Genomic DNA, 25,178 nt, shown 5'->3' on the forward strand with positions numbered 1-25,178 from the left:
TTCGAGACGCCTCCCTTCGACAAGCTCGGGAGGGCTCCTCAGGATGAGGGAAAAGAACAACGTGGAAGGTAATTCGAGGAAAATTGTGAAACGGCTTTTTTCCAGAATTGCGCAAACAGAGAATTACAAGGAGGCGAAAATGCCGAGATTTGCAGCCAATCTCACAATGCTTTTCAACGAAGTACCCTTCATGGACCGCTTCGCATTGGCGGCAAAGGCCGGGTTTACCGGGGTGGAATATCTCTTTCCCTATGAGTTCAACCGGCACGAGCTGAAGGCGGCGCTGACCAGACATAATCTGGCGCAGCTCCTGCATAACCTGCCTGCGGGCAACTGGGCTGGGGGAGAGCGCGGCATTGCGGTTCTGCCGGATCGGGTCGATGATTTCCGTCGCGGCGTGGCCGATGCCATCGACTATGCCACCACGCTCAACTGCTCCCAGGTCAATTGTCTTTCGGGCATTGCCCCGCAAGGTGTCGATCCGGATGTGCTGCGCGCCACTTTCGTCAGCAATCTGCGTCTGGCCGCGAAGGAACTGGGCAAGCACGGCATCCGCCTGCTGATCGAGCCGATCAACCACTACGACATTCCCGGCTTCTACCTCAACACGGTGGAGCAGGCGGTTTCGATCATCGATGAAGTGGGCAGCAACAACCTGTTCATCCAGTATGACCTTTACCACCAGCAGCGCACACGCGGCGAACTGGTCGCGACCTATGAACGCTACAAGCCGCTGATCGCTCATATCCAGCTTGCCGACAATCCGGGCCGCAATGAGCCGGGGACCGGCGAGATCAATTATCCCAACGTGTTCGAAGCGCTGAAAAACGCCGGATACAAAGGCTGGATCGGCTGCGAATACAAGCCGAAGACCACAACCGAGGAAGGTCTCAGCTGGTTCAAACACCATGAAGCCGAACGGCTGACTGCATAATTTTGATTAGGGAGTATACGACATGGCCAAGATAGGCTTCATCGGACTGGGGATCATGGGCACGCCGATGGCGCGTCATCTGCAGGATGCCGGAAATCAGATCGTCACCTCGAGGTTCAATCCTCCGCCGCGTCAGGAACTGATCGATAACGGTCTGCAAATCGTGGATACGCCGAAGGCCGTCGCGGAAGAATGCGATACGGTTATTCTCATGCTTCCCGATACGCCGCAGGTGGCCGAAGTCATCTTCGGTGAAGGCGGCGCAATCGGGGGGCTCGGCAAAGGCAAGCTACTCATCGACATGAGCTCGATCTCGCCCATCGAGACGAAGGAATTCGCAAAGAAGGTCCGCGCAACGGGCGCCGAATATGTCGATGCGCCGGTTTCGGGCGGCGAGGTGGGCGCGAAGAACGCCAGCCTCTCCATCATGGCAGGCGGTTCGCAGGAATCGTTTGACCGTGCGCTGCCGCTTCTGAAGCTTATGGGCAAGAACATCACCCTCGTCGGCGATTGCGGCGATGGCCAGACGACCAAGGTCGCAAACCAGATCATTGTCGCGCTCAATATCGAAGCCGTGGCTGAAGCACTGGTCTTCGCTTCCAAGGCAGGCGCGGATCCGGCAAAGGTGCGCGAAGCCCTGATGGGTGGCTTTGCATCGTCCCGCATTCTCGAAGTGCATGGCGAACGCATGATCAAGCGCACCTTCGATCCGGGATTCCGTATTTCCCTGCACCAGAAGGATTTGAACCTCGCACTGCAAGGCGCAAAGGCACTCGGCGTTTCGCTGCCGAACACGGCCACGGCACAGGAGCTGTTCAACTCCTGCGCGGCGCATGGCGATGACGGTCTCGACCATTCGGGTCTGGTACGTGCTCTCGAGAGGATGGCGAACCACGACGTGGCTTGACGTCTCAGGCGAACTCTCTGGAGGGAGAGGGCGGAGCTGGCTGCTTGGAGGAGGTAGCCGGCTCCATTGATTTTAGATCTCGGGCGGGGAATAGTGCCGCCGTTAACACGCCAGCATCGGGAAACTCATGTCTGCCATCACCGATCCCAAGAAGTTTCTGACCAGCCTGTTCGACGCAGCTGTTGCGGCTGCCGATCCAGAACTGGTGATCCGCGCCAATCTCCCGGCCAAGCCGAAGGGACGAACGATTGTCATCGGCGCGGGCAAGGGATCGGCGCAGATGGCGGCGGCTTTCGAGCGCGCCTGGGCTGAAAAACACGATGCCCCGCTGGAGGGCGTGGTGGTGACGCGCTATGGCTATGGCACACCTTGCCAGCACATCGAGATCATCGAGGCCGCGCATCCGGTTCCCGACGAGGCGGGGCTTCAAGCCTCGAAGCGGCTGTTCGATGCCGTGTCCGGCCTCACGGAAGACGATCTCGTGGTGGCGCTTGTCTCGGGCGGCGGATCGGCGCTGCTGCCGTCGCCGCCGGAAGGTCTGACGTTGCAAGATGAGATCGCCGTCAACAAGGCATTGCTCGCCTCCGGCGCGCCTATTTCGGCGATGAATGCCATCCGCAAGCACCTGTCGACGATCAAGGGCGGCAGGCTCGCCGCCGCCGCGCATCCGGCAAAAGTGTTCTCGCTGGTCGTTTCGGATATTCCCGGCGACAACCCGGCCTTCGTCGCTTCCGGGCCGACCGTGCCGGACGCAACCAGCCGCGACGAGGCCTTGAAGATCATCGAACGCTACAGGCTCGAACTGCCACAGGCAGCGCTTGATCACATCAGGAGCGAAGCCGCCCATGCGCCGAAACCGGACGACGAGGTTTTCGCTCGAAACGAGGTCCGGGTGATTGCTTCCGCTGCCGTCTCGCTGGATGCGGCGGTGAAGGAAGCCCGGCGTCATGGTGTGGAAGCGGTGATCCTGTCCGATTCAATGGAAGGTGAGGCGCGGGAAGTGGCGCATGTCCATGCGGCGATTGCCCGCGAAGTGGCCGACCGCGACCGCCCGTTCAAGAAACCCGTGGTCATTCTGTCGGGCGGCGAAACGACTGTCACCATTCGCGGCAAGGGTGGCCCGGGAGGTGGCAAAGGTGGGCGCAACAGCGAGTTCCTGCTGTCATTCGCGCTCGACATCGATGGCTATGACAACATCCATGCGCTCGCCGCCGACACGGACGGCATTGACGGCTCGGAAGACAATGCCGGAGCCTTTGCCGATGGTTCCACGGTTTCGCGCCTGCAAAAGGCGGGCGAGGATGGCGCTGCGCGTCTCGCCAACAACGACGCATGGACGGCATTCGACGCCATCGGCGATCTGTTCGTGCCGGGGCCAACCGGCACGAATGTCAATGATTTGCGGGCTATTTTGATAACGGACTAGTTTCGTCGTCCAGCAGGATGCGGTTTGCTGCGCCGTCGAGATCCTCATACTGGCCGTTTTTCAACGACCAGAGAAAGGCGACGAGGCCGAGCAAGCCCAGAAACAGCGCGATGGGAATGAGAAAGATAAGTCCGCTCATTTGTGCGCTTCCTTGATGACGGCAACAGGCGCGATGGTCTTCTGCGTCTGCTGCTTTTGTTTTCCGGCGCGCAACCGCAATGCGTTGCTCACGACCACGATGGACGACAGCGACATAGAAAGCGCCGCCACCAGCGGGGTGACATAGCCGAAAATCGCGATCGGCACGGCTATGATATTATAGCCGATGGAAAGCGCAAAATTCTGGCTGATCAACCGGCCTGCTTCCTTCGATACGGCGAAGGCAAGCGGCACTGCCGACAGGCTTTCACGCAGGAAGACGAAATCGGCTGCATTGCGGCCAATATCGGCGGCCGTCGCGGGCGCCATGGAAACATGGGCCGCGACGAGGGCGGGCGCATCGTTCAACCCATCGCCAACCATCAGCACCTTGCTGCCTTCGGCTGACAGTTTCTGCACCAGCTCCGACTTGTCGGCAGGCAGCACTTCCGCCCGGAAATCATTGACGCCGAGATAACCGGCAAGCCTCTCGACGGCAGGCAGGCGGTCGCCGGAAATGATGCCAAGCTTCAGCCCGTTGCGCTTCAGTGTGGCGATGGCTCCGGCAGCGTCCTCGCGCGGGCTGTCTTCAAAGCGGAAGGTTTCAACCAGCTTCCCATCGATGGAAAGACAGGTCTCGGGGCCATCGGCATGAACCATCGTGGCGCTGTCGTCCGCCCAGTCGCGCTTGCCAAGCCGATAGATGGAACCGTTGAGTTCGGCTTCGATGCCTGCGCCCGGCACTTCCTCGATGCGGGTAAAGGCGGTCATCGGCTTTGCGCCCGAGAACAGCGCCAGCGCCCGCGACAGCGGATGGCGCGAATAAAGCGACAACTCGGCTGCGATCTCCAGATTATGGGGATCGATGGCGTCGGCATCGATCAGCCTCGGCTGACCGAGCGTCAAAGTGCCGGTCTTGTCGAAAATGGCAGTGTCCACCTCGGCCATCCGCTCCATGGCGGAGCCGTCCTTGATCATGATGCCGTTTTCAAACAGGCGCCGCGCCGCAACTACCTGCACAATCGGCACCGCAAGGGCGAGCGCGCAAGGGCAGGTGATGATGAGGGTGCAGATCGCGATATAGATCGAGCGATACCAGTCCCCGCCGGTGTAGAACATCCAGCCGACGAAGGCGAGGAAGGCGATGGTGTGGACCATCGGCACATAGAGTTCGGAAGCGCGGTCGGCAAGACGACGGTAATAGGCGCGTCCGCCTTCTGCGACGTCCATCAGCCGCACCATTTCAGCGAGGAAGGAATCCTTTGCTTCCGCCGTCGCCCGAATGACGAGCGGCGTGGAAAGGTTGAGCGTGCCCGCGCGAATGTCGGAGCCCGGACCGACAGGCACGGCATCGCTTTCACCCGATGCAATGGCGCAATCGAGTTCCGAACGGCCTTCCTCTACCTTTGCATCAACGGGTACGCGCTCACCTGCTGCAAGGATGATGCGCATGCCGGGGCGGATTTCGTTGACCGGCAGGTAATTGCGTTGGTTATCATCGCCGATCACCACCGCGCCGCGGGAGCCAAGCTGCGCCAGACCTCGGACTGCGGAACGGGCGCGGGCGCGCATCATGTAGTCGAGCGTGCGGCCGATCAGCAGGAAGAACAGCAAGGTCACCGATGCATCGAAATAGGCATGCTGGCCATGATGCAGGGTTTCATAGACACTCATGCCAAAGGCAAGCGTGATGGCAAGCGCAATCGGCACATCCATGTTGACGCGCTGCGCACGCAGCGCATTCCATGCGGAAACATAGAAAATCCGGCCCGAATAGATCAGCGTCGGCAGGGCGATGAGGCCGGAAATCCAGTGGAACATATCGCGTGTCGCCGCATCCGCGCCCGACCAGACGGCGACCGACAAAAGCATCACATTGCTGGAAGCAAAGGCCGCGACGCCAAGCGCGATCAGAAGCCGCGTGAAGGTCGGGTCTTTCTCCTGCGCCATGTCGAAGATATGCGCTTCGTAACCGAGCCTGCGAAGCGGATCGACCACATCGGGCGGCGTCTCGCCATCCTTCCAGCGCACGGTCACACGGCGGCCGGTGAGGTTGACGCGGACATAGGCAACCCCTGTGATCTTGCCGAGCGTCTCTTCGATATTCTTGATGCACAGGCCGCAATGAACGCCGGGAACCGACAGGTCGAGCTGGCGAAAACCGTCTCCAAGCGCGCGGCTTGCGACCTGCATTTCATCTGCCGAGACGGCCTGAACGACGGTCGCTATCTGTGCATTCTCGACGCAGCAGCTCATAGCATTCTCCCATCCTTCACCAGAACGCGGATGATATGGCGATAAGGGTCTTCAAGACCCGCATCTGCATTCACTTCCATGATCCACGCGCCCTCGCCAAGTTCCAGCGGTGCGGTCAGCATTCCGGGCTCGCGGACGCTCAGCGTGACCTTGGTATCGTTCACGTCACCGACCGGACGCTTGAACTCCACCGTACCGCCGGTCATGGCGACGGCCTTTCCTTCATGGTCGGCGAGCCGCCAGGTGAAGATGCCGTTCTCATAAGCCGGCTTCGACTGCCAATTCAGCGCAGCCTGTTCCTTGCCGGTCTGGGCCTTGTCATTGAATTCCTGGCTGGCGACATAGGTGTTCTGCACCACCAGCCCGCTCCAGCTATGGATCGCGTTATAGGCCATGGTCAGGTTGACAGCGATGATGACGCCGAAGAAAGCGACCATGATGCCCAGCATGTGCCAGCCGGTGAACGTGCCTGCGGTTTTCGACTTGATCGACATTATCTGCCCTCCGGTGCCATGAAAGTTGCCTTGTAGCGTGCGTGTTCCGCGCCGTCCGCGTCACGCACTTCGATTTCATAGTCGTGGCGATGTTCGGTAATCGCATCATGCGGCATGGTGACGAACACGCGCAATGTCTTCAGGCGGTCCGGCTCCACCGGCACGTCGTAATTGCCGTTCGCATCCGCGGTTTCGTCCTGAACGGTCAGCGTAGCGCCCGGCAGGCCCTCGATGGAAAGGCGGAAGGTGCGCGGCGTCGGGATCATGTTGAGCAGCTTGACCGTGTAACCGTTGCGGATCGAACCGTCCGACAGAAGCACATATTGCGGGTTGCGGTCATGCAGCACGTTGATGCCGATGCGCTGGCGCGTCGACAGCGAGATGACGAGCGTCAGGCCGATCAGCGCCCATACGGCGAAGTAGAACATGCTGCGCGGGCGCAGCACCTTCTTCCATGACAGGTTCTGCACCTTGTCAGAGAAGCTGTTCTGCGCCCTGTAGACGCGGGCGGGATCGATCGGCGCCGTGCCATTATTGGTCGCGAGCGCCATGTTGGCGTTGTAATCGGCCAGCGTCGCATAGGAGATGAGGCCACGGGGCTTGTCGATCTTGTCCATCACCGTATTGCAGGCGTCGATGCACAGCGCGCAGGTGATGCATTCGAGCTGCTGCCCGTCGCGAATGTCGATACCCATCGGGCAGGCGGCCACGCAGGCATTGCAATCCACGCAATCGCCCACGGTTTCACCAGCGGCAATCGCCTTCTTGGAATGGCGTGAGCGCGGCTCGCCGCGCCAGTCATTATAGGTGACGGTGAGCGAATTTTCGTCCAGCATTGCGGCCTGAATTCGCGGCCACGGGCACATATAGGTGCAGACCTGCTCGCGCATCAGCCCGCCGAAAACATAGGTGGTGGCGGTGAGGATGGCGACGGTGAAATAGGCGACAGGCGCTGCCTGACCGGTCACGAAATCCATGAGCAGTTGCGGCGCGTCGGCGAAATAGAAAATCCATGCGCCCCCGGTCAGCACGCCGATCAGCAACCAGATGGAATGTTTGCTCACGCGCTTCCACAGCTTGTCAAAGGTCCATGGCGCCTTGTCGAGCTTCATGCGCGCATTGCGGTCGCCTTCGATGGCGCGTTCGACGACGAGGTAAAGATCGACCCAGACGGTCTGCGGGCAGGTATAGCCGCACCAGGCGCGACCCGCGACGGAGGTCACGAGAAACAGACCGAGGCCCGCCATGATGAGCAGGCCCGCGACGTAGTAGAATTCCTGCGGCCAGATTTCGATGAAGAAGAAATAGAAGCGCCGATTGGCAAGATCGATCAGGACCGCCTGATCCGGCGCATAGGGGCCGCGATCCCAGCGCAGCCATGGCGTCAGATAGTAGATGCCGAGCGTAATGAGCATGACAATCCACTTGAAGCGCCGGAACTCGCCCTGCACGCGCTTCGGAAAAATCTTCACCCGCGCCGCATAAAGCGATTGGCGGGTTTTGGGGGAGTTGACTGCCTGAACGTCAATGCGTTCGACATCGTCTGACATTTTTTTGCTCCTTGGGGAGAGGAGGTCAATAGGGCAGTAAGGCAATAGGGCAGTATGTGATGGCCGCGATCAATACTGTCCCTAGTTTCTCATTTCCCTACTGCCTTACTGCCCTATTGCCTTACTGCCCTGTAGCTGGGGCTTGTGCCCCAGCTATTCACCGCCGCCCAACGAATGGACGAAGATGGCAAGCTGCTTGACGGTTGCGTCTCCGAGGCGTGTTTCCCATGCGGGCATGACGCCGTGCTTGGGATGCGAGACCTGACGCACGATGGCGTCCTCGCCGGAGCCGTAGAACCAGATGGCGTCCGTCAGGTCCGGTGCGCCGAACTCGCGCAGGCCCTTGGCATCCGCGCCATGGCAGACGGCGCAGTTCTCTGCGAAAACCTTCTTGCCTTCCGGCACCATGGCGGGGTTGTGCGGTGTGCCCGAGAGGCTCACCACATAGGCGGCGACATCGCGGATCTGCTGCGGTTCCAGAACGTCCACAAAGGCGGGCATTTCGGAAATACGGGTGTCGGCATCGTCCTTCGAGCGCACGCCATGACGGATGGTCGTCAGGATGTCGTCGATCGAACCGCCCCACAGCCAGTCGTCATCATTGAGGTTGGGATAGCCGGGCGCACCCTGCGCGCCAGAGCCGTGGCACTGCACGCAATTGACGCGGAAGGCAGCAGCGCCACCGGCAATCGCATATTGGCGCAGGTTTTCATCCGCCAGAATCTCGTGGACGTCCTTGGCCTTGATCTGGTCGATGATGCCCTGCCGCTCGCTGTCGATGCGGGCGGTTTCTTCCCAGAAAGCGCCGCGGCTCGACCACCCGAGCATGCCGCCGGTGGAACTTGAGATCAGCGGCCATGCCGGATAGGCGATCACATAGGCAAGCGCCCAGAAGATCGTCGCGTAGAATGTCCACAGCCACCAGCGGGGCATAGGATTGTCCAGTTCCTTGATGCCGTCCCATTCGTGGCCGGTGGTCGCTACGCCGGTTACTTCGTCGATTTGCTTGTCAGTCATTTGCGTCATCCTTGAAAGGAATGTCCTTCGCGTGGTCGGCTATCTGCTTGCTGCCTGGCCGGAAGGCGTAGAGAACGACGAAGAGAAAAAAGAGCGCCATGCCGAGCAGACCCCAGCTATCGGCGAAAGTGCGCATGGTGTTGTAATCCATCGCTAAATCTCCGCTTTATCTCGCTTTGGGGGACTGGTCGTAGGTCGAGAAATCGACGAGCGTTCCGAGCATCTGGAGATAGGCGATGAGAGCGTCCATCTCCGAGATCATCTGCGGATTGCCGTCGAAATCGCCGACCTTGGCCTTGGGATAGCGTGCCTCGACGCCGGTCGTGTCGGCATCCGGCGTGGCCTGTGCCTTCAGATCGTCAAGCGCGTTGTCGATCATTTCCTGGCTGTAGGGTACGCCGACCGCCGCATTGGCTTTCAGATTGGCCGCAATGTTGGAAGCCTCCAGCGGACGGTCCTTCAGGAATGCATAGCTTGGCATGACCGATTCCGGCACCACGTCGCGCGGACGGACAAGGTGCTGCACGTGCCACTCGTTCGAATAGCGGCCGCCGACGCGGGCGAGGTCAGGCCCCGTGCGCTTGGAGCCCCACTGGAACGAATGGTCGTACATGGATTCCGCAGCCAGACTGTAATGGCCGTAACGTTCCACTTCATCGCGGAACGGGCGGATCATCTGGCTGTGGCAGAGATAGCAGCCCTCACGCACATAGACGTCGCGGCCCGCGAGTTCCAGCGGCGAGTAGGGGCGCATGCCCTCCACCTTCTCGATGGTGTTCTCGAGATAGAAGAGCGGTGCGATTTCAACGATGCCGCCGACCGTGACCACGGCGAGCGATGCGATCAGCAGCAGCGTTGCGTTTTTCTCCAGCTTGGAGTGGTTCTTTAGTATCGACATAAATCACACGCTCCTTATTCGGCAGGCTGCATGGTCGCACCGGCTACAGTCCGGGTGCCGCCCATTGGGGCTTCGTTGCGCAGATTGCCGCGAATGGTCTGATAGACGTTCCAGGCCATCACGAAGCCACCGGCGAGGTAGAGCACGCCGCCAAGCGTACGGATGACGTAGTAGGGGAACATGGCGAGCACGGTTTCCGCGAAGGAATAGACGAGGAAGCCCTGATCGTCGTATTCGCGCCACATCAGGCCCTGCTGGATACCGGCAACCCACATGGCAGCCGCGTAGAGAACGATGCCGAGCGTCGCCAGCCAGAAGTGCCAGTTGACCATGCGGATCGAATAGAGCCGCTGGCGGTTCCACAGCTTCGGTGCGAGATAATAGACGGCGGCAAACGAGATCATGCCGTTCCAGCCAAGCGCGCCCGCATGAACGTGACCGATGGTCCAGTCCGTATAGTGCGACAGCGAGTTGACGGCCTTGATCGACAGCATCGGGCCTTCAAAGGTCGCCATGCCGTAGAAGGCGATGGCGGCAACCATCAGGCGGATGATCGGATCGGTGCGGACCTTGTCCCATGCGCCCGAAAGCGTCATCAGGCCGTTGATCATGCCACCCCAGGACGGCATCCACAGCATGATGGAGAAGACCATGCCGAGCGTCTGCGCCCAGTCGGGAACGGCGGTATAGTGCAGATGGTGCGGGCCGGCCCAGATATAGAGGAAGATGATCGACCAGAAGTGCACGATCGACAGGCGGTAGGAATAGATCGGACGCTCTGCCTGCTTCGGCACGAAATAATACATCATGGCCAGGAACGGCACGGTCAGGAAGAAGGCGACGGCGTTGTGCCCATACCACCACTGCGTCACCGCATCCTGCACGCCCGCGAAGGCGGAATAGCTCTTCACGCCGAGGAACGAGACAGGGATCGCCAGGTTGTTGACGATATGCAGCATGGCGATGGTGATGATGAAGGACAGGTAGAACCAGTTCGCCACATAGATATGCGGCTCCTTGCGCTTCAGGATCGTGCCGAGGAAGACGACCAGATAGGCGACCCAGACGATGGTGAGCCAGATGTCGACATACCATTCCGGTTCCGCATATTCACGGCTCTGCGTGATGCCGAGCAGATAGCCGGTCGCGGCCATCACGATGAAAAGCTGGTAGCCCCAGAACACGAACCATGCCAGATCGCCGCCGATGAGGCGGGCGCGACAGGTACGCTGCACGACATAGAAGGACGATGCAATCAGCGCATTGCCGCCGAACGCGAAAATCACCGCAGATGTGTGCAGCGGGCGCAGGCGGCCGAAGTTCAGATAGGGTTCCAGATTGAGATCGGGAAAGGCGAGCTGCGCGGCGATGACGACGCCGACCAGAAAACCGGTCACGCCCCAGAAAACCGTTGCGATGACGCCGTAGCGGATTGGGCCGTCCATATAGGCGGACTGGTCGACCTTTTTGGGCGTCAGGCCGTAATTGGCATTCCGCATCAGAAGAATGGTGAAGATGGCCAGTGTAGCGAACAGAATCCACATATGGGTTCTGAACAGCTCATCATGGGAAAATCCGGCCAGAAGCACAGCAAAAAGTGCCCCCAGACCGGAAAGGACTGTTCCAGCGGCGTAGTTCATGAAATCCCCTCGCAGCGCATGACAAGAGCCGCCTCGGATGAGGCAGCAATAGCGATAGGTTCGCTATCTGCGCTCGGGGAGCAGGTGTCATTGATCTAAATCAAAGACACGGGCTCAAACGCCTGAAAGCAGGGGAATGAGCCTTGTTCGATGCGCGCCGTGGTTCTGTTTCAGATGGCCGTCATCCGACGACGGTGCCCGGCACGATGATCGACGCGCTTAAGCCCCCTTGCGGGCGGTTTTGCAGGTGCAATTCGCCGCCCATACGCTCCACCGCCATTTTCACGATGGGAAGCCCAAGGCCGCTGCCGGTTTCATTGCGATTTGCGCCGCGGAAGAAACGCTCGGTCACGTGCGGCATTTCGCTTTCGGGAATGCCGGGCCCGTCATCCTCGACGACCAGCTTGAGCTTGTCGCCTGCGGCTTCAAGGCGGCAGCGCACGGTGCCGTTGCCGGGCGAGTGGTTGACGGCGTTTTCGATCAGGTTGCGCGCGGCTAGCGTGAAGAGGTGCGGGAAGGGCAATTGTACCAGCGGCATGTTGCCCGGCAGTTCGATGGAAACGCCGCGCTGCGCCGCAAGCATCCGCATGTCGGTGGACACCGCAACGAGAAGCTGGCACGCCGGTTCGCATGCCGGTGCTTCAATGTCGTCTCCGGTCTCGAGTGCGGCGAGGTCGAGAAGCTGATTGGTGAGACGGGTGGTGCGGTCGACCCCCGCCGCGATCTGGCGCACCGCATTGGCGCGCATCGTTTCGTCCTTTGCGCTTTCGGCAATCTGCGCCTGCGTCTTCAATCCGGCGAGCGGCGTCTTCAGTTCATGCGCGGCAAAGATCGCGAAATTGCGCTCACGCTCGCGCGCCTCCTCGACGCGTTGGAAAAGCCCGTTCAGCGCGGTGACGGCAGGCGCAATCTCTTTGGGCAGGTTGTGTTCGGGAAGCGGCCGCAAATCCTGCGCCTGGCGCTTTGAAAGCACGGATGCAAGACGGCTCAGAGGATCGAGACCGCGCCTTACGCACAACCAGATCATGAGCGCCAGAACGGGCAGCATCAACAGCGCGGGCAGCACAAGCCCGGTCACGACATTCTGCACCAGCCTTTCGCGAACGCTCAGGCTGTCGCCGACCATGACGCGCAGGCCGAGCTGGGTATTTTCCACCGCGAACACGCGCCAGCGGTCGCCCGCAACTTCCGTATCCGAAAAGCCGTTCGCGATATTGGTGAGCCGCACGCCGGGCGCGCTTTCGGAACGTCCCACAAGCTTGCCGTCGAGAGCCCATATCTGGCAGAAAAGCTGCCGGTCATAGAGCGGAAAATCGGGCATCGGCTTCAACGACAATTGCCCGCCATCTCCATCCGGGCCAACCGCGACCCGATGGTCTGTCAAAAGCGAGTTGACCATCCGCGCGGCTTCCATGAGGCGCGCATCGAGCACCTTTTCAAGCTGTGACTGGGTGCTGATATGGATCCACACGACCGCGAAAAGCCAGACGACGCAGGTGACGCCGATCAGGATGCCGGTGAGACGGCTGCGAATGGAATTCATGTCCTTGCTCCCGCCAGCCGGTAACCGACCCCGCGCACGGTTTCGATATAATCGGAGCCAAGCTTGGAGCGCAGGTGGTGGATATGCACCTCCACCGCGTTGCTCTCCACTTCCTCCTGCCAGCCGTAAAGCGCTTCCTCCAGCGAGGATTTGGAGAAGGTGGCGGCGGGCCGCTCCATCAAGGTGCGCAGGATCGAGAATTCGCGCCGGGTCAGCCGCACGGGTTCGCCATGGAAGCGCACGGACATCTCCGCCGGGTCCAGTTCCACGCCGCGCCATTCAAGCAGGGCATTGGCGCGTCCTGCGCCGCGCCGGGCGACGGCGCGCACGCGGGCCGCAAGCTCATGCAGGTCGAAGGGTTTGCCGACATAATCGTCCGCACCGGCATCGAGCCCCGCAATGCGCTCGGGCACCTGATCGCGCGCGGTCAGCAGCAGAACCGGCGTCTCGTCGCGTCCGCGCCGCATGGATTTCAGAATGTCGAGGCCCGAGCCATCGGGCAGCATCAGGTCGAGCACCACCGCGTTATAGTTCTGCGCGGCAAGCGCTGCTTCCGCGTCGCAGCAGTTCGACACGGCATCCACGGTGAAACCGGCAAGCCCAAGCCCTACAGTCAGTCCGTCGAGAAGGATCGTGTCGTCTTCCACCACGAGTATGCGCATGAGTTCCTGTTTCTGCCTTTATTGGTGTTTAACCCCGCACGGGCTTTTCCCTGCGCCAGCTTAAGGCTGCCTTAAGGTGGCGGGGACATTCGCCATTTGCAACATAATCAATTTGTCCGAATCGAATTATGCGGAAAATCGTAATGCGTCTCCTTGCGGGCCTCGCCAGCTTGTTCATCGGTTTGTTCCTCGTACTCGCCCCGGCCTCGGCGGCAAACCCGCTGCCGGTCGATCAGGCATTCCGCCTGAGCGTATTGAAGGACACGGATGGCCGGCTGGTACTCAACTGGCAGATCGCGGACGGTTATTATCTTTATCGCGACCATATAGCGGCGAAGGACGGGCAGGGAAATCCGCTTGCCGTCGACACGCAGCCCGGACAGCCAAAGGACGACCCGAATTTCGGGCGGCTTGAAGTCTATTACACCCACGCCACGGCAAGCGTGAAGGCGGATACAGAGCCGCTGGAACTCACCTATCAGGGCTGTCAGGAAGACGGCATCTGCTACCGCCCGGAAACCAGGACGGTCGATCCGGTCACGCTCGCAGTTTCGAGCGAGAAGGGCCAAAAGGCCAAGCTGCTGGCGCAGACGCCGACCTTCACACCGACCTTCACACCGGCTGCGGTGCCAGCCGCTCCACCAAAGGCGGCATTTGCCCTTGCACCCGAAAAGGGCATGGTCGAGGGGCTGGTGGATCGTGGCGGCACCGGGCTGGTGATCGCGGCATTTCTGGCTTTCGGCGTGCTGCTTGCTTTCACCCCTTGCGTCTTTCCCATCTACCCCATCCTTGCCGGAACGCTGGCGCGTGAAGGGGAGAAGCTGACCGCAAAACGCGGCTTCGTGCTTTCCGCCACCTATGTCGTCAGCCTGGCGCTGGGTTTTGCCGTGGTCGGCGCAATCGCAGGCTGGTCGGGACAGAACCTGCAGATGGTGCTGCAATCGAAATGGACGGCACTCGTGCTGGCAGGATTATTCGTGCTGCTCGCGCTCTCCATGTTCGGCCTCTTCCAGATACAGCTTCCCAATTCATGGGTCAGCGCGATTTCGTCGCGGACTGGTCCCCATGGCCAGCAGCGGACAGGCTCGAAGCGGTCGGCTGCCATTCTCGGCTTTTCGTCCGTGCTGATCGTCGGCCCTTGCGTTACGGCGCCACTTGCAGGCGCGCTTATCTATATCGCGCAGACTGCCAATGTCGCGCTTGGCGCTTCCGCGCTCTTTGCGCTCGGCATCGGCAAGGGATTGCCGCTCATTGCCTTCGCCACGCTTGGCGCTGGCACGCTTCCGCGCGCAGGCGCATGGATGGAAACGGTAAAGCAGATCTTCGGCTTCGGTTTTCTCGCGACCGCGATCTTCATGGCGGCTCCCCTTCTGCCGCCGGGTGTCGATATGGTGCTGTGGGCGCTCCTGCTTTTCGGGACCGCAAGTTTCGCATTCCTCAAAATTCCGGGACGCAGCGTTGTCGCCCGCACCATCGGCACGGCGGCATTCGTCTACGGCGTCATTTTGATGCTCGGCGTGGCTTCGGGCGGAAAAGACCCGTTGCAACCGCTGGCCGCATTCGGTAACCGTGGCGGCAACCAGAATCTGGCCGCGCTGCAATTTGCGCCGGTCGAGACTGTTTCTTCCCTTCAGGAGAAACTTGGCGAGGCGCGCGGCGACAAGCCGACGCTTGTCTATTTCACGGCGGACTGGTGCGTAAGCTGTTCCACCGTGGAGCGCCGGGTTTTGCCCGACGCTGGCGTGAAGAAGGCGCTGGAAGGTTACCAGCTTGTCAAGGCGGATATTTCCGAGCTCACAGCGGGCAATGCCGACCTGATGGCAAAGCTCGGCGTGGCCGGGCCGCCGACGATGATCTTCTTCAATCGCATCAGCAAGGAACCGGAGGGAACCAGACTGGTGGGCGATATCACGACCGCTTCCATCGAACGTTCGGTCGGTCTTGTGAGCGCTGACTAGAGCATTTCCAGCAAAAGTGCGAAGCGGTTTTGCGTTGGATAATGCGTAAAGACAAAGAGATAGAGCATTTCCAATAGTTCTGGAGAATGCTCCGGCGACAAAGGATGTAAGGATTTCAAGATGGCCCGGGGGCAAGAGAATTGACTGTATCGATTCACAAACAGAACGCGCGGAAATCACTGCTGCGGATGGCCGTGGTGGCCTGTCTGCCTTTTGTTGCCGCGGCATGCACGACCGCATCTGCGGAGCGGCCCATCGCCGTCACCATGCCGCAGCCGGTGGCCTTCAGGCCCGAGCCTGTTGCAGCCGAACCCGTGAGCCAGCCTGCGCCGGAAATGCAGACGGCGAAGAGTGAATATGAGACCATGTATGGCGCGGTGAACGACCGCGGCAATCTCATTCCCGCACTTGATGTCAGTAAGATCGCGGATCGCAATCTGCGTCGGGAAGTTGACTATGCCACGAACGAGCCGGTGGGCACGATCGTGGTTGATCCCTATGCGCGCTATCTCTATCTCGTGCAGCCGGGCGGCAAGGCAATCCGTTATTCGGTGGGGGTCGGTCGCGCCGGACTGACCTTCTCAGGCGATGCCAAGGTTGCCTACAAGTCGCAATGGCCGCGCTGGACGCCGACAGCCAACATGATCAAACGCAATCCGGAGCATTACGCAAAATACGCCAATGGCCTCGAAGGTGGCATCCGCAACCCGCTCGGTGCCCGTGCGCTCTATCTCTATCGCGATGGCAAGGACACGCTTTACCGCATTCACGGCACCAACGAGCCATGGTCCGTCGGCAAGGCTGCGTCGTCCGGCTGCATCCGCCTCTACAATCAGGACATACTCGATCTCTACAAGCGCGCCAGCGCCGGTGCGCGTGTCGTGGTGTTGGATAAATCCCAGTCTGAAGCAAAGTCGGGCAAAGGAGCAAGCTCATGATGAATCGTCGTCAGATACTGGCCGCAACGGCGGCGGGCGCCGCAACGATAGCGATTTCGGGCGGCGAGAGCCTCGCCCAGCGTGTTCCGACGGTTGCGGAAGTACTCTACGACAAGGAAATCCCGGTTCTGGGCAATCCTAACGGCAATGTCACCATTGTCGAATATTTCGATTACCAGTGCCCTTACTGCAAGAAGGGGCATGCCGAACTGATGCGCGTGGTCAGGAATGACGGCAATGTGCGCCTTGTCATGAAGGACTGGATCATCTTCGGCGACACGTCCGCCTATGCCGCGCGCCTCGTTCTGGCGGCGGAAAAATCCGGCAACTATGTAAAGGCGATGGAAGCGTTGATGGCGACGCCCGGTCGCCTTACGCCGGAACAGGTGGATGCGGCGCTGAAAAAGGGCGGACTCGATCCGGCGAAGCTCAATGCGGCCTATAAGGCTGATTCCAAGCGCATCAATGCCATTCTTGAGCGCAATATGGATCAGGGCGAAGCCTTCAATTTCGGTGGCACGCCTTCCTTCGTCATCGGCACCAAGCTCTATGGCGGAGTGATGAAGGAGCCGGAGCTGATCGATGCGATCAAGGAAGCGCGAAAGTCTTGAACGGACACCGATGATGAAAGGGCGGAGTTGAAAGCTCCGCCCCTTCTCGTTCAAAACGGATAATGCTGCGGGCCCTCGATGGTGATCCAGCGCAGGTCGGTAAATTCGTTGATGACGGCCTTTCCGCCGAAACGGCCATAGCCGGAAGATTTCACGCCGCCGAAGGGCATCTGCGCTTCGTCTGCGACCGTCGGGCCATTGATGTGGCAGATGCCGGTCGCAAGCTTTTTTGAAAGCGCCAGCGCCCTTTTCACATCCTGGCTGAAGATCGCGGATGAAAGGCCATATTCGGTGTCGTTGGCCACGCGGATCGCCTCTTCGGCATCCCTGACGCGGATGATAGGTTTCACCGGCCCGAAGGATTCCTGCGTGTAAATGTTCATGTCGGACGTCACGTGATCGATGACCGTCGCCTCAACGATGGAGCCTTCACGCTTGCCGCCCGCCAGAACCTTGCCGCCTTTCGACACGGCATCCTGGATGAGCGCATCCATGCGCTCGGCGGATTTGAGATCGACCAGCGAACCGAGCACGACATTGCCGCGCGGATCGCCAGCGGGTAGTGATCTTGCCTTGGCGGCAAGTTTTTCCGCAAAGACATCCGCCACCTTCTCATGCACGATAAAGCGTTCCGTGGACATGCAGATCTGGCCCTGATTCATGAAAGCGCCAAAAGCTGCCGCATCGACCGCCTGATCGAGATCGGCATCCTCCAGCACGATGAAGGGCGCCTTGCCCCCCAGTTCCAGCAGCACGGGCTTCAGATGCTCCGCGGCCTGTTTGGCGATGATCTTGCCGACATGGGTGGAGCCGGTGAAGTTGATGCGGCGGATGGACGGATGAGCAACAAGGGCCGCCACAATTTCCGGCGCGTCCTCAGGGGCATTGGAAATCACATTGACCACACCGGCGGGGAAGCCAGCATCGTTGAGTGTCTTGACGATCAGGTGATGAACGCCGGGGCAGGATTCGGACGACCGCAGGATAACCGTGTTGCCGCAGGCGAGGGCGGCTGCAACGGCGCGCACGCCCAGAATGACCGGCGCATTCCATGGCGCCATGCCAAGCACCACGCCAACCGGCTGGCGCACTGCCATGGAAACGATGCCGGGCTTGTCCGAAGGGATGATCTCGCCGGTGATCTGCGTGGTGAGCGCTGCCGCTTCGCGCAGCACACCGGCGCCGAGATGGACGTTGAAGCCCGACCAAGGCGCGGTTGCGCCGGTTTCTTCCAACATGAGGCGGATGAATTCATCGGCGCGGCTTTCCATCAGGTCAGCCGCCTTGTTCAGCAGTGCACGACGCTCGCCCGGCCCGGTTTCCGACCAGCTTTCAAAGGCTTTCGCGGCAGATTTCGCAACCGCATCGACATCGGCAAGGCTGGCCGCAGGCGCTGTAGTGGCGACTTTTCCGGTGACGGGGTCCTTGCGGTCGAATGTCTTGCCGGAAGCGGATGGTGTTTCCTTGCCATCGATGATGAAGCCGATTGTCGTCATGGTCTTCTCCCTGTTTACCTTTCATATCATGGTATAAAAGCTGGAAGCTTGCATGTTCCTTATTTGTGAACAGACTGTGCAACGGCGCCGTTTCGAATTTGAAAGCAAGCAGCGGAGTGTAGCTTCGACGCGGTGGCATTAGCCTTCCTTCATGCTCATATTGAAGGAATACGGACATGAACCTTATGACCATGAAGACCCACGACCCCGATGAAAGCCGCTGGCAGAAGGTGCTCGACCGCGACAAGGCGTCGGACGGGGCATTTGTCTATGCTGTGCGCACCACCGGCGTCTATTGCCGACCGTCCTGCCCGTCGCGGCGCGGAAAGCACGAGAACGTGCAGTTCTTCGACGGTTGCGAGGATGCCGAACGCGCCGGGTTCCGGCCATGCATGCGCTGCAAGCCGCATCTGTCCGAAACGCTGGCGACGCAGAACAGCACCCGCTATGCCGAAATGGTAGCCTCTGCCTGCCGTTTCATCGAAACGGCGGAAGAAGTGCCATCCCTTGAAGAAATAGCGGCTTCGGTAAAGGCGAGCCCGGCCCATTTCCATCGCATATTCAAGGAGTTCACGGGACTGACCCCGAAAGCCTATGCGGATGCGCATCGCGCGCGGAAGATGCGGGCGGCGCTCGATGCGCCGGAAATCCGCGTAACCGACGCCATCTATGATGCCGGTTACAATTCCAGCAGCCGCTTCTATGAGGCTTCGGATGGGATTTTGGGAATGACTCCAAAGGCTTACAAGCAGGGCGGCAAGAATGCCGATATCCGTTTTGCCATCGGCCAGTCGACGCTGGGCGCGGTGCTGGTGGCGGCGAGCGACAAGGGCGTCTGCGCCATTTTGATGGGCGATGACCCGGAAGAACTGATCCGTGACCTGGAAAAGCGTTTTCCGCAGGCCAATCTCATCGGTGCGGACCGCGATTTCGAGGATATGGTTGCCGAGGTGGTCGGTTTCGTCGAAGCGCCGCGCATCGGGCTCGACCTGCCGCTTGATCTGCAGGGAACCGCGTTCCAGCAACGCGTCTGGCAGGCCTTGCGAGAAATTCCTGTCGGTAAAACAGTAAGTTATACAGAAATTGCCCAGCGCATCGGCGCACCGAAATCGGTGCGTGCAGTGGCGCAGGCCTGCGCGGCGAACAAGATCGCGGTCGCGGTTCCGTGCCACCGCGTGGTGCGCAACGATGGCGGCCTTTCCGGCTATCGCTGGGGGGTCGAGCGCAAGCGCGATCTCCTGAAGCGGGAGGGCCAGGCATGATCAAAAATGAACCCATGCAGGGCCAGAACATTCCCGCCTATGACTGGCAAAAAATCGGCGCCGAACTCGACCAGTTCGGTGCCACAATCCTCGAAAACATAATTTCGCCACAGGATTGCCACGAGATTGCCGCAGGTTATCACACCTTGGCCGCATTTCGAACGGTGATTTCGATGCGAAAACACGGTTTTGGGCGCGGAGAATACAAATATTACGCGAATCCCATTCCTGCCTTAATTTGGAATCTGCGCCAGAAGCTCTATTTTCAGTTGGCTCCTATCGCCAATCGGTGGAGCGAGAGACTGGGATCGGATGTCCGGTTTCCGCCCACCCATGATGCGTTCCTGGAGCGGTGCCACGCGGCAGGGCAGACGCGCCCGACACCCCTCATCCTGCAATATGTCGAGGGCGACTATAATTGCCTGCATCAGGATATTTACGGCGATATCGCCTTTCCGTTGCAGGTGGCGATTTTGCTGTCCGAGCCGGAGAAGGATTTTACGGGCGGCGAATTCGTCCTGACCGAACAGCGCCCGCGCATGCAGAGCCGGGCCGAGGTCGTGCCGCTCCGGCAGGGCGACGGCGTGGTCTTCGCGGTCAATGACCGTCCGATGCAGGGCACGCGCGGGGATTATCGCGTCAAGATGCGGCACGGCGTCAGCCGCATCCGTTCCGGCCAGCGGCATACGCTGGGCATAATCTTTCACGATTCCAGATAGAGGTTGAAACCGGCGTTTCGATCGCCTTTGATCGCGGCTGGAGCGTGATTCCGAAAAGTGTGAACCGGTTTTCGGATAAAAACATGCTCAAACAAAAAGTTTGGAGCGGGATAATGGTTCAACCTGAAAACATCACGCTCTAAGCGATCAAAGGAGTCGGATATGAGCGTGACCATCTACGGTATCAAGAACTGCGACACCATGAAGAAGGCGCGCACCTGGCTTGAAGACCATGGCATCGACTACGCGTTCCACGATTACAAGAAGGATGGGCTGGACGGCGAAACGCTCGACCGCTTTCTGAAAAGCGTTCCGTGGGAGCAGCTGCTCAACCGCGCCGGAACGACGTTTCGCAAACTGCCGGAGGAAGAACGCCAGAACGTTGACGCGGGCAGGGCGCGGGCACTGATGCTGGCGCAGCCTTCCATGGTCAAGCGCCCGGTTCTCGACAGGGATGGAGAGCTGACGGTCGGTTTCAAGCCGGACCAGTACGAAAACTTCTTCAAGCCTTGAGGCGGGAAAATGCTGCCATAGATAGCTGCCGGTAAGCAGATGGAGAAATCGATGCGGCAGCGCGCGAAGAAGGTCGTTCAGCAATGGTCTGCGAGCTGGCGCGATTCCCTGATCGCTTCCTTTGCAGGCGGCGTCGCATGGCTGATCTGCCAGCTGCTTCTGGACCAGCCGAAACCCGTTTTCGCCATGGTGACGGCGGTGATCTGTCTGGCGCCGAACCTGCCCAACCACGGCAAGCAGGCGATCGGCGTGGTCGTCGGCGTCACGACGGGCGTGCTGGTCGGGGAGCTTTCGCTGCTTCTGCCCGAAACCGTTCCGGTATTCCACACCAGCATCGTGACTTTCGTTGCCATGGTGCTGGCAACCTCTTTCGGCATGGCGCCTGCAATCGCCATCCAGTCGGGCGTTTCGGCGATTCTGGTTCTCGCCATGGGGCCGCAGGTCGCAGGCGTGACGCGACTGGTCGATGTTCTGGTCGGTGCGGGCGTGGGCTTGCTGTTCAGTCAGATCTTGATGACACCGAGCCCGTTGCTTCTCATCGACAAGGCCGCTCGCGGCCTGCTCGACCGGCTGGCAAAGGGCCTGAAACAATCGGCCGTGGCGCTGGAAAAGCAGGACCCGGTGCGGGCGCAAAGTGCGATCAACCAGTTTACCTCGGCCCACCGGGCGGTGATCGCATTGGGCGATGGCATCGCACTGGCCCGCAGCAATGCGCGCTGGTCGCTGCGCGGGCGGCTGGTGGCGCGCGAGGTCACGGAAATGGCGGGCCGCTATGATCGGCGCGGCATCCGTCTTTACGCATCGGCGCTGCTGTTCGGTGAAGCGCTGGGCAATGCGCTGCGCAAGAAGGAGGCGCCGCCGCCGCCTTGGTTGATGGAAGCCTTGCAGGTAGTCATTGCCAATTGCGAACTGGAGGAAGGGCAGGAGCCGCGCCGGATTCCGTCCATGCCGAAGGATATTCCGTTTGGCTGGCGCGATTGCGCGCACCGGCTGTCGTCGGTTCAGGACACGCTTCTGCACTTCCTGCATTCGGATATTCCCGACAGCGTTCCGGTGCCTGCGCAGCGGCAGAAGGATGAGGCCGCGGCCTGAAGATTTTCAGAAAAGCAGCCGCACCTGATGTGCCAGTTCGTCAGCCGCCTGCCCTGCGAGCAGGGGATGGCTTTGCCAGTCGTCAACAGCCGCGCCCCGATAGGCCGCCTGCGCGAGCGCAAGGGCTGCGGCGGTTTCGGAGGAAACAAGCGGCAGCGCCCATTCGGCGGCGGCGTCCTTCGGCGCGAATGTTCCGGTTTCGAGCGTGTACCACATCCGCGCCAGCGTCAGCAGGACATTGCGCTCGTCGCCTGCAAGGTTGCCGATAAGGGCGGGCAGGGCATCGGCAATCGCCCGTCGCACATCTCCATGCGGCACGGATGGCAGAAGATGCTCACGCGTGGGGCCGACAAGGCTTATTGCTTCTTGGCCGGCTTGCGCGAGCACCAGTGTATATTCGGGGTCGGTATGGGCCTGCGGCACGATCCCGGCCTCGAATTCGTCACGCAGCCATTCTCCATAGATGAAGGCGCACCGCGCAGGATAGCGAGAAGCGGCGAGGTCCTGCCGCAGAAAGATCATCACCTCCAGGCATCGGGGCATTCCCGGGGCGACCGGGTGCCGGCCCGATATCTGCATCAGCCGGTCAACGAGAAGCGCGCTGGTTTCAGGTGCCGGATTCCGGTCGCAGACTGCCAGCAGGTCGACGTCGCTGTTGGGGCGAAGGCCGCCATTCACGGCGGAGCCATGCAGATATACGGCCTGCAAGGATGAGCCCAGGCATTCCTGCAGGACGATCAGGGCCTTTGCCGCTTCTTCGGGGATTGCTGCGTGATTTCTATCCATCCGGTGTTGATACTGTTCCCGGCGGACATATACAACGCTGCTGGCGACAGAAGGCCCTGCTTCTCAGGCCGCCGCAACTTCCCGCCGTTCCAGAATGCGGTCGATCAATCCCCATTCGAGACCCGCTTCCGCAGTCATGAAATTATCGCGGTCAAGCGCGCGTTCCACCTCTTCATAGGTGCGGCCGCAATGTTCGGCGTAAAGACGCGTCATCAGCCGCTTGGTTCGCTGGGCTTCCTCGGCATGGATGAAAATGTCCGATGCCTGCCCCTGAAAGCCGCCCGAAGGCTGGTGAACAAGCAGGTTCGCATTGGGAAGGGCGGCGCGATGGCCGGGCTCCCCCGCCATCAGCAGGAAGGAACCCATGGAACGGGCCGTGCCCATGCAGAGCGTGTGCACCGGCGCGCGGACATAGCGCATCGTGTCATAGATCGCGAGGCCGCTGGTCACGACGCCGCCCGGCGAGTTGATATAGAGATTGATCGGCTGCTTGGAATTTTCGGCTTCCAGAAACAGCAATTGCGCGCAGATCAGCGCGGATACGGTGTCGTTCACTTCGCCATTGAGAAAGATGATCCGCTCGCGCAGCAGGCGCGAATAGATATCGAACGACCTTTCGCCGCGGCTCGACTGTTCGACGACCATAGGGACGAGTTGCATCGTTTCGCGCATGGCGAACTCCTCTCTTCCAAAATCAGGATGTGGGTGCTTCAGGCTGCGCGCATGACCGGCATCCGGTTGCTGTTGGCGGCAACCGGTGCGGCATGTTTCACCCGCGCGTCGTTCAATTCGTGGATGACGCGCAGACAGGTGCCGCCGGAAATGCCCGGCACGATGCGGAACGTCACCATGCTTTCCAGAAAGGGCGGCTCGCTTTCCCGCATCCGGTAGCTGATCTCCTCGCCGGGCTTGCAGGACGCAGGTTCCGGGTCGGCCAGTGCCTCGGATGGAAGCCAGCTTTCGCGAAATTCCGGAATGCTGATCGCGCGCCAGACTTTCTGGGGCGCGGCATCCAGCTCATATTCCAGCTCTATCGCTTTTTCGCGGTGTTCTTCCTGCCGGTCGGTCATTGGTCCATATCCTTCAGCAAGGTTTTGAGAGCATCGATACGTTCCGGCCAGTAGGCGCGGTATTTGGCAAGCCAGTTGGCGATGAGGGTCAGTCCGTTCGGATCGACTTCATAATTGACGAAGCGCCCCTCACGTTCCTCACGCACCAGTCCCGCGCCGCGCAACACCGCCAGATGCTGCGACATGGCGGGCTGGCTGATCTCCATCCCTTCCCGCAACGCGCTGGCATTCATGCTGCCGGATGCCAGCTTCTCGAAGATCATCCGGCGGGTCGGATCGGCAAGCGCCCTGAAAACATCGTTGAATATATCGCTCTCATTCATGCCGTCACATAAGCACGCACTTATGTGATTCGCAAGAGAAACTTTTCGCTCGCTCAAAACGGGGGGAATGTCAGGCAAGTTTGTTCGCCGGCACCCAACCGAAGAATCCATAGGACGCACTGCACCATGCCCATCCATGCGTTTCTTCGATGACGTGGAGGATGGTCCCTTTGTTGCAGGTCAGTTCCATCGCCGAGTAGTCGCGCAGAGTGATGACCGTATCATCCTTGACCATGATGCTGTTATCGGGAATCCACCCCGCGCGACCATCCGCTCCCACGGCCCACAGCCACCGGTAGCCGTCCCAGATTGCGGCCTTTCCGGTCAGGGATACCGTCTGGCCTCGTGTGAAGGCGATGGGATCATCGTATGGTGCGACGTGATCTTCCAGCAGACGCCTGGCAACCGCCTTGTCTGGCATCGATCAATCCGCCGAATGAAACTGCATCGTGAAGACATTCCCGCCGATACCCTCTGCGAGCGAGGGCGCAAGTTTCAGCGGCGTGCATTTTTCAACCGCGTCGATAGCAGCGTTCACGAATGCCTTTTTCGCCTTGTCATCCCCCTGAACGTTGATCGCACTGGGGCGGGGCGGCCCCATCAGGCTGCCATTGCGCTTGAAGCTGAAGCTGAGGGTCACGGCTGAATTCTTGCTGCCCGCAGGCGCGGTCCAGCATGCGTTCAGCGCGCTGCCCACATCATCCATGGTCTTCAGTTCCTGTGCCTGAACGGCTCCCGCGGTGGCGAACGTCAAGGTCGCCCAAAGACAGAATTTCGACCTGTTCATCCTGATCCTCCATCAAGAGAGTGCAATAGATCTATTGTAGTTCTGCTCCGGCAGAGTTCAAATCCAACTCTGTCGTCGGGTTTCGGAGATCGGGAGCGGCTTCAGCGTCAATCCGTGTGATCGATCCGATCAGAAAAATTCAATTGTCCCTGGATGAA

General features: G+C 60.2%; 27 protein-coding genes. 10 read left to right on the forward strand and 17 right to left on the reverse strand.

Annotated elements, in window-relative coordinates; all coding sequences use genetic code 11:
• Window positions 1–139 precede the first annotated feature (139 nt).
• From hyi to JNC63_RS07900, 3 genes are all read left to right on the forward strand, one after another.
• The gene (gene hyi, locus JNC63_RS07890) at window positions 140–934 is read left to right on the forward strand and encodes a hydroxypyruvate isomerase (RefSeq protein ID WP_187963238.1); all 795 of its coding nucleotides are present in this window, start codon (window positions 140–142) and stop codon (window positions 932–934) included.
• A gap of 22 nt (window positions 935–956) precedes the next feature.
• Entirely contained in the window at window positions 957–1,841 is an 885-nt protein-coding gene (locus JNC63_RS07895; protein WP_112701022.1) for a 2-hydroxy-3-oxopropionate reductase, read from the forward strand.
• Window positions 1,842–1,968: 127 nt separating this feature from the next.
• Window positions 1,969–3,267 carry a glycerate kinase type-2 family protein gene (locus JNC63_RS07900; RefSeq protein WP_112701021.1) on the forward strand — a complete coding sequence of 433 codons (1,299 nt, stop codon included), beginning with the start codon at window positions 1,969–1,971 and terminating at the stop codon, window positions 3,265–3,267.
• On the opposite strand, the gene ccoS is transcribed toward JNC63_RS07900, so the two are convergent.
• From ccoS to JNC63_RS07950, 10 genes are all read right to left on the reverse strand, one after another.
• Window positions 3,248–3,406: a cbb3-type cytochrome oxidase assembly protein CcoS gene (ccoS, locus tag JNC63_RS07905; protein WP_021586199.1), complete on the reverse strand. Its 159-nt coding sequence runs from the start codon at window positions 3,404–3,406 to the stop codon at window positions 3,248–3,250. The genes JNC63_RS07900 and ccoS overlap by 20 nt on opposite strands.
• On the reverse strand, window positions 3,403–5,661 hold the full coding sequence (locus JNC63_RS07910) for a cation-translocating P-type ATPase (protein WP_121991170.1): 2,259 nt from the start codon (window positions 5,659–5,661) through the stop codon (window positions 3,403–3,405). Before JNC63_RS07910 ends, ccoS begins: the two co-directional genes overlap by 4 nt.
• The gene (locus tag JNC63_RS07915) at window positions 5,658–6,155 is read right to left on the reverse strand and encodes a FixH family protein (RefSeq protein ID WP_021586197.1); all 498 of its coding nucleotides are present in this window, start codon (window positions 6,153–6,155) and stop codon (window positions 5,658–5,660) included. The genes JNC63_RS07910 and JNC63_RS07915 overlap by 4 nt, the downstream gene beginning before the upstream one ends.
• A complete protein-coding gene (gene ccoG, locus JNC63_RS07920) occupies window positions 6,155–7,705 on the reverse strand; it encodes a cytochrome c oxidase accessory protein CcoG (RefSeq protein WP_063619983.1) in 1,551 nt (516 codons plus the stop codon). Before ccoG ends, JNC63_RS07915 begins: the two co-directional genes overlap by 1 nt.
• Before the next feature lie 153 nt (window positions 7,706–7,858).
• Window positions 7,859–8,722: a cytochrome-c oxidase, cbb3-type subunit III gene (ccoP, locus tag JNC63_RS07925; RefSeq protein WP_021586195.1), complete on the reverse strand. Its 864-nt coding sequence runs from the start codon at window positions 8,720–8,722 to the stop codon at window positions 7,859–7,861.
• Window positions 8,715–8,873, reverse strand: a complete 159-nt coding sequence (locus JNC63_RS07930; RefSeq protein ID WP_006466122.1) for a CcoQ/FixQ family Cbb3-type cytochrome c oxidase assembly chaperone — start codon at window positions 8,871–8,873, stop codon at window positions 8,715–8,717. Before JNC63_RS07930 ends, ccoP begins: the two co-directional genes overlap by 8 nt.
• 15 nt (window positions 8,874–8,888) lie before the next feature.
• Complete coding sequence (gene ccoO / locus JNC63_RS07935; RefSeq protein ID WP_006466123.1) at window positions 8,889–9,620, reverse strand: cytochrome-c oxidase, cbb3-type subunit II; 732 nt, start codon at window positions 9,618–9,620, stop codon at window positions 8,889–8,891.
• A gap of 14 nt (window positions 9,621–9,634) precedes the next feature.
• Complete coding sequence (gene ccoN / locus JNC63_RS07940; RefSeq protein WP_006466124.1) at window positions 9,635–11,260, reverse strand: cytochrome-c oxidase, cbb3-type subunit I; 1,626 nt, start codon at window positions 11,258–11,260, stop codon at window positions 9,635–9,637.
• 181 nt (window positions 11,261–11,441) lie between these two features.
• Window positions 11,442–12,803: an ATP-binding protein gene (locus JNC63_RS07945; protein WP_025089700.1), complete on the reverse strand. Its 1,362-nt coding sequence runs from the start codon at window positions 12,801–12,803 to the stop codon at window positions 11,442–11,444.
• Window positions 12,800–13,465: a response regulator gene (locus JNC63_RS07950; protein WP_021586193.1), complete on the reverse strand. Its 666-nt coding sequence runs from the start codon at window positions 13,463–13,465 to the stop codon at window positions 12,800–12,802. The genes JNC63_RS07945 and JNC63_RS07950 overlap by 4 nt, the downstream gene beginning before the upstream one ends.
• Window positions 13,466–13,608: 143 nt before the next feature.
• Between JNC63_RS07950 and dsbD the strand changes: the two genes are divergently transcribed.
• The 3 genes from dsbD to JNC63_RS07965 all read left to right on the forward strand — a co-directional run bounded on the left by dsbD (window position 13,609) and on the right by JNC63_RS07965 (window position 16,972).
• Window positions 13,609–15,423: a protein-disulfide reductase DsbD gene (gene dsbD, locus JNC63_RS07955; protein ID WP_112701019.1), complete on the forward strand. Its 1,815-nt coding sequence runs from the start codon at window positions 13,609–13,611 to the stop codon at window positions 15,421–15,423.
• A gap of 188 nt (window positions 15,424–15,611) precedes the next feature.
• Window positions 15,612–16,361, forward strand: coding sequence for a L,D-transpeptidase (locus tag JNC63_RS07960; protein ID WP_021586190.1), 750 nt, complete (start codon window positions 15,612–15,614; stop codon window positions 16,359–16,361).
• A complete protein-coding gene (locus tag JNC63_RS07965) occupies window positions 16,358–16,972 on the forward strand; it encodes a DsbA family protein (RefSeq protein ID WP_374846208.1) in 615 nt (204 codons plus the stop codon). The genes JNC63_RS07960 and JNC63_RS07965 overlap by 4 nt, the downstream gene beginning before the upstream one ends.
• Before the next feature lie 50 nt (window positions 16,973–17,022).
• Here the strand turns inward: JNC63_RS07965 and JNC63_RS07970 are convergent, their stop codons facing one another.
• Window positions 17,023–18,468 (reverse strand): aldehyde dehydrogenase, encoded by a 1,446-nt coding sequence (locus tag JNC63_RS07970; RefSeq protein ID WP_021586188.1) that lies wholly within the window; start codon window positions 18,466–18,468, stop codon window positions 17,023–17,025.
• A gap of 176 nt (window positions 18,469–18,644) precedes the next feature.
• Here JNC63_RS07970 and ada point away from each other — a divergent pair, with 176 nt between their 5' ends.
• The 4 genes from ada (at window position 18,645) to JNC63_RS07990 (ending at window position 22,054) form a co-directional block, all read left to right on the forward strand.
• On the forward strand, window positions 18,645–19,730 hold the full coding sequence (ada, locus tag JNC63_RS07975; RefSeq protein WP_063881913.1) for a bifunctional DNA-binding transcriptional regulator/O6-methylguanine-DNA methyltransferase Ada: 1,086 nt from the start codon (window positions 18,645–18,647) through the stop codon (window positions 19,728–19,730).
• A complete protein-coding gene (locus JNC63_RS07980; RefSeq protein ID WP_063881915.1) occupies window positions 19,727–20,449 on the forward strand; it encodes a 2OG-Fe(II) oxygenase in 723 nt (240 codons plus the stop codon). Before ada ends, JNC63_RS07980 begins: the two co-directional genes overlap by 4 nt.
• Before the next feature lie 162 nt (window positions 20,450–20,611).
• Window positions 20,612–20,962 carry an ArsC family reductase gene (locus tag JNC63_RS07985; protein WP_063881916.1) on the forward strand — a complete coding sequence of 117 codons (351 nt, stop codon included), beginning with the start codon at window positions 20,612–20,614 and terminating at the stop codon, window positions 20,960–20,962.
• Between the two features lie 51 nt (window positions 20,963–21,013).
• A complete protein-coding gene (locus tag JNC63_RS07990) occupies window positions 21,014–22,054 on the forward strand; it encodes an FUSC family protein (RefSeq protein WP_039852851.1) in 1,041 nt (346 codons plus the stop codon).
• Between the two features lie 6 nt (window positions 22,055–22,060).
• Here JNC63_RS07990 and ant(9)-Ic read toward each other — a convergent pair whose 3' ends face one another.
• From ant(9)-Ic to tolA, 6 genes are all read right to left on the reverse strand, one after another.
• Window positions 22,061–22,840, reverse strand: a complete 780-nt coding sequence (gene ant(9)-Ic, locus JNC63_RS07995) for an aminoglycoside nucleotidyltransferase ANT(9)-Ic (protein WP_063881918.1) — start codon at window positions 22,838–22,840, stop codon at window positions 22,061–22,063.
• 63 nt (window positions 22,841–22,903) lie between these two features.
• Complete coding sequence (locus JNC63_RS08000; RefSeq protein WP_006472915.1) at window positions 22,904–23,512, reverse strand: ATP-dependent Clp protease proteolytic subunit; 609 nt, start codon at window positions 23,510–23,512, stop codon at window positions 22,904–22,906.
• Between the two features lie 38 nt (window positions 23,513–23,550).
• On the reverse strand, window positions 23,551–23,910 hold the full coding sequence (locus tag JNC63_RS08005) for an SRPBCC family protein (protein ID WP_063881920.1): 360 nt from the start codon (window positions 23,908–23,910) through the stop codon (window positions 23,551–23,553).
• Entirely contained in the window at window positions 23,907–24,233 is a 327-nt protein-coding gene (locus JNC63_RS08010; RefSeq protein ID WP_063881922.1) for an ArsR/SmtB family transcription factor, read from the reverse strand. The genes JNC63_RS08005 and JNC63_RS08010 overlap by 4 nt, the downstream gene beginning before the upstream one ends.
• Before the next feature lie 70 nt (window positions 24,234–24,303).
• Window positions 24,304–24,654 carry an SH3 domain-containing protein gene (locus tag JNC63_RS08015; protein ID WP_063881924.1) on the reverse strand — a complete coding sequence of 117 codons (351 nt, stop codon included), beginning with the start codon at window positions 24,652–24,654 and terminating at the stop codon, window positions 24,304–24,306.
• A gap of 3 nt (window positions 24,655–24,657) precedes the next feature.
• Entirely contained in the window at window positions 24,658–25,020 is a 363-nt protein-coding gene (gene tolA / locus JNC63_RS08020) for a cell envelope integrity protein TolA (RefSeq protein WP_021586178.1), read from the reverse strand.
• Between the last annotated feature and the right edge of the window lie 158 nt (window positions 25,021–25,178).

The organism is Brucella ciceri (assembly GCF_041930145.1).
GTDB classification, from domain to species: Bacteria; Pseudomonadota; Alphaproteobacteria; order Rhizobiales; family Rhizobiaceae; genus Brucella; species Brucella intermedia.

Excerpts from the sequence above, each read along its gene's own strand:
- hyi (WP_187963238.1), top strand. The coding sequence starts at position 140 with ATGCCGAGATTTGCAGCCAATCTCACAATGCTTTTCAACGAAGTACCC.
- JNC63_RS07895 (WP_112701022.1), top strand. The coding sequence starts at position 957 with ATGGCCAAGATAGGCTTCATCGGACTGGGGATCATGGGCACGCCGATG.
- JNC63_RS07900 (WP_112701021.1), top strand. The coding sequence starts at position 1,969 with ATGTCTGCCATCACCGATCCCAAGAAGTTTCTGACCAGCCTGTTCGAC.
- ccoS (WP_021586199.1), bottom strand. The coding sequence starts at position 3,406 with ATGAGCGGACTTATCTTTCTCATTCCCATCGCGCTGTTTCTGGGCTTG.
- JNC63_RS07910 (WP_121991170.1), bottom strand. The coding sequence starts at position 5,661 with ATGAGCTGCTGCGTCGAGAATGCACAGATAGCGACCGTCGTTCAGGCC.
- JNC63_RS07915 (WP_021586197.1), bottom strand. The coding sequence starts at position 6,155 with ATGTCGATCAAGTCGAAAACCGCAGGCACGTTCACCGGCTGGCACATG.
- ccoG (WP_063619983.1), bottom strand. The coding sequence starts at position 7,705 with ATGTCAGACGATGTCGAACGCATTGACGTTCAGGCAGTCAACTCCCCC.
- ccoP (WP_021586195.1), bottom strand. The coding sequence starts at position 8,722 with ATGACTGACAAGCAAATCGACGAAGTAACCGGCGTAGCGACCACCGGC.
- JNC63_RS07930 (WP_006466122.1), bottom strand. The coding sequence starts at position 8,873 with ATGGATTACAACACCATGCGCACTTTCGCCGATAGCTGGGGTCTGCTC.
- ccoO (WP_006466123.1), bottom strand. The coding sequence starts at position 9,620 with ATGTCGATACTAAAGAACCACTCCAAGCTGGAGAAAAACGCAACGCTG.
- ccoN (WP_006466124.1), bottom strand. The coding sequence starts at position 11,260 with ATGAACTACGCCGCTGGAACAGTCCTTTCCGGTCTGGGGGCACTTTTT.
- JNC63_RS07945 (WP_025089700.1), bottom strand. The coding sequence starts at position 12,803 with ATGAATTCCATTCGCAGCCGTCTCACCGGCATCCTGATCGGCGTCACC.
- JNC63_RS07950 (WP_021586193.1), bottom strand. The coding sequence starts at position 13,465 with ATGCGCATACTCGTGGTGGAAGACGACACGATCCTTCTCGACGGACTG.
- dsbD (WP_112701019.1), top strand. The coding sequence starts at position 13,609 with ATGCGTCTCCTTGCGGGCCTCGCCAGCTTGTTCATCGGTTTGTTCCTC.
- JNC63_RS07960 (WP_021586190.1), top strand. The coding sequence starts at position 15,612 with ATGGCCGTGGTGGCCTGTCTGCCTTTTGTTGCCGCGGCATGCACGACC.
- JNC63_RS07965 (WP_374846208.1), top strand. The coding sequence starts at position 16,358 with ATGATGAATCGTCGTCAGATACTGGCCGCAACGGCGGCGGGCGCCGCA.
- JNC63_RS07970 (WP_021586188.1), bottom strand. The coding sequence starts at position 18,468 with ATGACGACAATCGGCTTCATCATCGATGGCAAGGAAACACCATCCGCT.
- ada (WP_063881913.1), top strand. The coding sequence starts at position 18,645 with ATGAACCTTATGACCATGAAGACCCACGACCCCGATGAAAGCCGCTGG.
- JNC63_RS07980 (WP_063881915.1), top strand. The coding sequence starts at position 19,727 with ATGATCAAAAATGAACCCATGCAGGGCCAGAACATTCCCGCCTATGAC.
- JNC63_RS07985 (WP_063881916.1), top strand. The coding sequence starts at position 20,612 with ATGAGCGTGACCATCTACGGTATCAAGAACTGCGACACCATGAAGAAG.
- JNC63_RS07990 (WP_039852851.1), top strand. The coding sequence starts at position 21,014 with ATGCGGCAGCGCGCGAAGAAGGTCGTTCAGCAATGGTCTGCGAGCTGG.
- JNC63_RS08000 (WP_006472915.1), bottom strand. The coding sequence starts at position 23,512 with ATGCGCGAAACGATGCAACTCGTCCCTATGGTCGTCGAACAGTCGAGC.
- JNC63_RS08005 (WP_063881920.1), bottom strand. The coding sequence starts at position 23,910 with ATGACCGACCGGCAGGAAGAACACCGCGAAAAAGCGATAGAGCTGGAA.
- JNC63_RS08010 (WP_063881922.1), bottom strand. The coding sequence starts at position 24,233 with ATGAATGAGAGCGATATATTCAACGATGTTTTCAGGGCGCTTGCCGAT.
- JNC63_RS08015 (WP_063881924.1), bottom strand. The coding sequence starts at position 24,654 with ATGCCAGACAAGGCGGTTGCCAGGCGTCTGCTGGAAGATCACGTCGCA.
- tolA (WP_021586178.1), bottom strand. The coding sequence starts at position 25,020 with ATGAACAGGTCGAAATTCTGTCTTTGGGCGACCTTGACGTTCGCCACC.